The sequence below is a fragment of the Mesorhizobium sp. M7A.F.Ca.US.014.04.1.1 genome (genome assembly GCF_003998745.1).
Classification (GTDB): domain Bacteria; phylum Pseudomonadota; class Alphaproteobacteria; order Rhizobiales; family Rhizobiaceae; genus Mesorhizobium; species Mesorhizobium ciceri.
Genome location: NZ_RZRW01000442.1, coordinates 1 through 4,819, shown reverse-complemented (window position 1 = coordinate 4,819; position 4,819 = coordinate 1). Strand labels below are relative to the sequence as shown.

Sequence of the window (4,819 nt, the reverse complement as noted above, 5' to 3'; positions counted from 1 at the left end):
ATGCCGAACCGCTCGGCCACCGGAATGAACTCGCCGGGTGGCACCAGCCGGCCGTTGCGTGCGGCGATCCTGGCCAAGACTTCGACATGACGGCTTTCCTGCCAGGGACGGCCCAGAAGATGGATTTCCTGGCCAAACAGCTTCAGCCTGCCGTCTTCCATGGCATCGACGGTATCGGCGACGATGCGCGCCGCGTTGAGGCCACCCGAACCCGATGCCGTATCGGTGGAGAAGACGGCAAATCGGTTTCGCCCGGCGGCCTTGGCCGCATAGCAGGCGTCGTCGGCACAGGCCAGCGCGTCGGCCACCGTCGTGTCGGCGTCATCGACGAAAGCGATACCGATCGAGGCCGCCAGCTTGCGCGACGTGGCCGTCGATCCAAGTTCGGCATCGCGAACCGCGGCAAGTACCGCGTCGGCCAGCCGCCCGGCCTGCGCCGCATCGCAATTGGGCATCAGCAGCGCGAACTCGTCACCGCCCAGGCGCGCGGCATGCGCCGTCGCGGGAAGGCAGCCCAGAATGCCTTGCGCAACGCTTTTCAGTGCCAGGTCGCCGGCCGCGTGGCCGGCAAAATCGTTGAGCGCCTTGAAGTAGTCGAGATCGACATAGAACACGGAAAGCGGCAGCAACTGCGCGGCCGCGATATGATCGGCCAGCAGCCGGTCGAACGCGGCGCGGTTCAAGAGACCGGTGAGCGCGTCATGGCGGGCCGCATAGGCAAGCTCCTGCTCGCGCTGCTTGTCTTCGGTGATATCGCGCACCGTGCCCAGGATCTGCCCCGCCAGCCGGCGGTCCCGGATTTGCGGGTCGGCGATGAAACGCAGCAGGGATTCTATGTGCCGGACCTCTCCGTCGCGCCGCACGATGCGGTATTGCACGGCGGTGACCTTGTCCGTTTCGAGCGGCACCAGATGCGCGCGCGACGCGGCCTCCTTGTCGTCCGGATGCAGATAGCCGAACCAGTGGTCGCGCTCGACTTCGGCGGTGTCGGAGACGAGCCCGAAAATCTCCCTGGTGCGTTGGTCCCAATAACTTTTGCCGCCCGCGAGGTCGTGGTGCCAGATGCCGGTGCCGCTGGCGGCGAGCGCCAGGCGAAACCGCACATTGACCTGCTCGAGTTCGGCCTCGGCGGCCTTCTGCTTGGAGATGTCGGTCTGCACACCCATCAGCCTGAGCGGCTTTCCCATCGCGTCGCGCTCGACGACGCCGCCGCGATCGAGCACCCATACCCAATGTCCCTGCTTGTGCTTCAGCCGCAATTCGGTCTCGATGGCGTCGGTCAGGCCGGCAATGTGGCGGTCGCCGCTGGCCAGCGCCCGCTCGCGGTCGTCGGGATGGGTCAGTTGCAGCCAAAGGTCGCTGGTGTTGGCCAATTCGCTCTCATCGTAGCCTAGCATCCGCGCCCAGGTCGCGGAATAAAAGCAGTCGCCGGTCACAAGATCCCAGTCCCAGACGCCAAGATGCGCGCGCTCCAGGGCTTTTGCCCAGAACGTTCCATTGCGACTTTTCTTACCCTGACGCGCCATCGTCTGCTTCGCCTGCTCCACCGCGGCGCAATCTGCGGCAAAACCAGAGAAGAAACAGTTACCGCGCGGGCGGAGTGTCGACGTCTGATTGGGAGCCCCTGTTCATCAAGGCCGTACCGAACTACTCCAGGCAGCCGTCAATTTCCCCAGGTCGACGACACGACATTGCCCGCCGTCACGCCGGACAGTCTTTCGCGCTTCTCGAGCCTCGGCTTTTCATAGGTCTTCTTCATTGCCATCGCCTTCTCCCGTGGCCATCCGATTTCCAGGGTCTAGCTGAGGCGGGGCAGCCATGCTTGGGCTCAGCGGAACGGGTTCCGGCCCAGGCGGCCCTGCCCGGCGCCGAACCCGCCTTTTCGATTGGCCGGCAGGAACCGGAGTTTTGTGTCTGGCGGATCGTCCTACTGCTGCCCAGGTCAGCGGCGCAAGCCGGTGACCCCTGGATCATCGGCGGCGCCGATGATCCCATGCACGACAACAACAAGGACCTTCCAATGACCAAGCAAGAAGACAACAAGGCCGTCGTCGTCAGATGGTTCACCCACTTCTGGGGTGAACGTTGCGATCTGTCGGTCGTCGACGAGATCGCGGCACCCGACATGCTGCTGAAATATTCGCTGCACGAGCCGCGCCGCGGCCGCGACGACATCAAGGCCTTCATGGCCGACTTCCGCGCCGCCTTCCCGGACCTCAACTTCTGGGCCACCGCCGACCTGATTGCCGAGGGCGACTATGTCGTCGGCCAGTGGGAGGGCGGCGGCACGCATACCGGCCCAGCCTTCGGCGACTTCCTCGTCGGTTCGCTGCCGGCCGCCACCGGCCGCACCATGCGCTTCACCGGCACCACGGTGCTGAAGGTGGTTGACGGCAGGATCGTCGAGGAAATCGGCCTCGATGACGGCGTCACCGCCCTCACCCAGCTCGGTCTGATCAAGACCGCCTGAGGCGATCAGGCAAAACGATCGTTCGGGCCAGGCGGCGTCAATGCCGCCTGGCCTCATTGCTTATTGGCTCGGCGCCATTGCGTGCTCGCATGACACTTTCGGATTCATGTCGGCGAACGTGCCTGTCGGGTTCCCTTTCCAGGCCCAGACATGCAGCTCGTAGAATTCACCCAGGCCATAGCGGTTGGGGGCGCTGTTGAAATTGAACAGCTGGCCGTCCAACGATGCCGGTCCTTTCGAAGTGATGTACTCGACCGCCACCAGCTTCAGCGTGCCATCGGCCATCGGCTCGTACATCACAGCTTCGGGACGGGCGATGTCGATCTTGTCGTCCTTCAGATACTGGCCGTTGACATAGTGGATGCCCATGGCGCCGCCGGTGATGCCGCTGGCACAAGGAATAGGCGCATAGCCCTCTGATACCGCTGCCTTGACGTCGACAAACCGGCTGTTGACAGCCCGCACCTTGTCGGCCAGCGGGCCGGAGGCAGCTTCAGCCGGCTCCTGATGCGCCTGCGCGAGGGTGGTGCAGATTGCCAGCATGGTCCCCGCCATAAGAAGTCCGCTGCGAAAGTTTGATATCATCTTCATTCCATTCTTCTTGAAAAAGCACAGCTGGCCGGCCGCCGAAAATACGGAGGCCCGGCAGGCAAGCGCTGTGGCTGTTGTTGCTTGGAGATCCCGAAATTGATGTAACGGCTACCGAAAAGGATCATCCCTTCGGCAGATACGGGATCGTTCCGGCCAGATCGGTGTTGTCGATCATCTGGAAACGGCTGTCGCTGCCGTCCTGACGGGCCGAGACGAAGGGCGCGTAGGCAGGATCGGTGGTGAAGGCGCGCGCCGCCGCTTCCGACGGGAACGCCATCAGCGCGATCAGCGTGGTATCGAGCGGCTTGCCTTCAAGCGTTTTCACATTGCCGCTGCGCGACAGATATCTGCCGCCATGCTTGTGGACGAGATCGTGCACCGAGGCGGCGTAAGCCGGCACCCACTGCGGGTCGTTTATCTTGATGTCTGCGATAACGTAGGCGGTCATGGTGGTCTCCTGGTTGCGGTGCACAGGCGTATCCCGTGCAACCGGCCAAAAGGCTCGCATGGCAGGACCCTCGCCAACCAGTCCGCGATCTGTACCGGGGCAGTACAGTTTCCGTACTGGCCGCTTCATTCATGAAGGCCTAATATTCGGTCAGGTTTGAGGGAGAGGCACCAATCATGAGCCAGCACGGATACAAACAATTCTGTCCGCTATCGATGGCCGCTGAGGTGCTGTGCACCCGCTGGACCATGGTGCTGATGCGTGAACTGGTGGCCGGCTCGACCCGCTTCAATGATCTTCGCCGCGGCGTCCCCAAAATGTCGCCGACCCTTCTGTCGCAACGGCTGAAGGAACTTGAGATCGCCGGGATCGTCGAGCGCAAGGAAGTGCCGGGCGAAAAAGGCATCTTCGAATATCGGCTGACGGAAGCCGGCCGGGATTTGCGTCCTGTCGTCGAGGCAATGGGCTTCTGGGGGCAGAAATGGGTCGAATCCCGGCTGTCGCTGAAGAACCTCGATCCGTCGTTGCTGATGTGGGACATGCGGCGCAATCTAAACCCCTCGCCGCTGCCTGAAGGGCGCACGGTGATACAATTCCTGTATCAGGATCTCCCGGCGTCCAAACGGTCGTGGTGGCTGATCGTCGAGAAGCACGGTGAGGTCGATCTGTGCTGGTACGATCCGGGCTTCGATGTCGATCTCTACGTCTCGACCGACCTGCACACGATGACGGCGATCTGGATGGGAGTGCTGACCGTCGAGAAGGCCGGCGCCAGGGTTGCCCTGACCGGCGACCAGGCCATCGGCAGGAAGATGCAGACCTGGCTCGGCCTCAGCCCGTTCGCGGTGGAGCCCAAACGCGCGGCTTAGGAGAATCGGTGCATGTTAGGCGCGCCTGCGGCCCCTGTCATTTGCAAGGTGATAGGGTTGCACGAGGACTTCGGCGGGAATTTTCCATTCCTTGTTCAGTTTGAAGACCATATCCAGGGTGAGTGCGCGCTTTTTGTTCAACACCTCGGTCGCCCGGGGTGATGATCCGATCACCTCGGCCAGCGCCTTCCGCGACAGGTTGAACAGTTCCATGTGCGAATGAATGGCTTCAACGGGATCCGGTGCTTCAATCGGGTAGTGCTTATCCTCATAAGCCTCGATCAGGGTGGCGAGAACGTCGAACCGGTCACCATCGAGAGAGCCGACCTCCGGCTCATTTTCGAAATATTTAGTGATTTCGGCGATCGCCCAATCGTAATCGGCTTCGGTCTTAATGGGTCGAATGTTTTCCATCACACCTTCTCCGGATCAATCTTGTCA

At 62.2% G+C, this 4,819-nt stretch carries 7 protein-coding genes; 2 read left to right on the top strand and 5 right to left on the bottom strand.

Annotated features, from left to right (window positions below):
- Both EOA22_RS24470 and EOA22_RS24465 read right to left on the bottom strand, forming a co-directional pair.
- On the bottom strand, nucleotides 1–1,526 hold a 1,526-nt coding region (locus tag EOA22_RS24470), incomplete at its 3' end, for a diguanylate cyclase (RefSeq protein ID WP_127390270.1).
- Between the two features lie 137 nt (nucleotides 1,527–1,663).
- Nucleotides 1,664–1,759 (bottom strand): putative RiPP precursor, encoded by a 96-nt coding sequence (locus tag EOA22_RS24465; protein ID WP_164745933.1) that lies wholly within the window; start codon nucleotides 1,757–1,759, stop codon nucleotides 1,664–1,666.
- A 261-nt stretch (nucleotides 1,760–2,020) separates the two neighbouring features.
- On the opposite strand from EOA22_RS24465, the gene EOA22_RS24460 reads away from it, so the two are divergent.
- Nucleotides 2,021–2,470, top strand: a complete 450-nt coding sequence (locus tag EOA22_RS24460; protein ID WP_063170282.1) for an ester cyclase — start codon at nucleotides 2,021–2,023, stop codon at nucleotides 2,468–2,470.
- Nucleotides 2,471–2,530: 60 nt separating this feature from the next.
- Here the strand turns inward: EOA22_RS24460 and EOA22_RS24455 are convergent, their stop codons facing one another.
- Nucleotides 2,531–3,061, bottom strand: coding sequence for a hypothetical protein (locus EOA22_RS24455; RefSeq protein WP_181172688.1), 531 nt, complete (start codon nucleotides 3,059–3,061; stop codon nucleotides 2,531–2,533).
- Between the two features lie 121 nt (nucleotides 3,062–3,182).
- A complete protein-coding gene (locus tag EOA22_RS24450; protein WP_013530739.1) occupies nucleotides 3,183–3,509 on the bottom strand; it encodes a DUF1330 domain-containing protein in 327 nt (108 codons plus the stop codon).
- Nucleotides 3,510–3,685: 176 nt separating this feature from the next.
- On the opposite strand from EOA22_RS24450, the gene EOA22_RS24445 reads away from it, so the two are divergent.
- Nucleotides 3,686–4,378, top strand: a complete 693-nt coding sequence (locus EOA22_RS24445; protein ID WP_024501641.1) for a helix-turn-helix domain-containing protein — start codon at nucleotides 3,686–3,688, stop codon at nucleotides 4,376–4,378.
- Between the two features lie 15 nt (nucleotides 4,379–4,393).
- On the opposite strand, the gene EOA22_RS24440 is transcribed toward EOA22_RS24445, so the two are convergent.
- Entirely contained in the window at nucleotides 4,394–4,792 is a 399-nt protein-coding gene (locus EOA22_RS24440) for a type II toxin-antitoxin system HigA family antitoxin (protein ID WP_024501642.1), read from the bottom strand.
- Between the last annotated feature and the right edge of the window lie 27 nt (nucleotides 4,793–4,819).

Coding starts and splice junctions, on each gene's coding strand:
- EOA22_RS24465 (WP_164745933.1), bottom strand. CDS start 1,759: ATGAAGAAGACCTATGAAAAGCCGAGGCTCGAGAAGCGCGAAAGACTG.
- EOA22_RS24460 (WP_063170282.1), top strand. CDS start 2,021: ATGACCAAGCAAGAAGACAACAAGGCCGTCGTCGTCAGATGGTTCACC.
- EOA22_RS24455 (WP_181172688.1), bottom strand. CDS start 3,061: ATGAAGATGATATCAAACTTTCGCAGCGGACTTCTTATGGCGGGGACC.
- EOA22_RS24450 (WP_013530739.1), bottom strand. CDS start 3,509: ATGACCGCCTACGTTATCGCAGACATCAAGATAAACGACCCGCAGTGG.
- EOA22_RS24445 (WP_024501641.1), top strand. CDS start 3,686: ATGAGCCAGCACGGATACAAACAATTCTGTCCGCTATCGATGGCCGCT.
- EOA22_RS24440 (WP_024501642.1), bottom strand. CDS start 4,792: ATGGAAAACATTCGACCCATTAAGACCGAAGCCGATTACGATTGGGCG.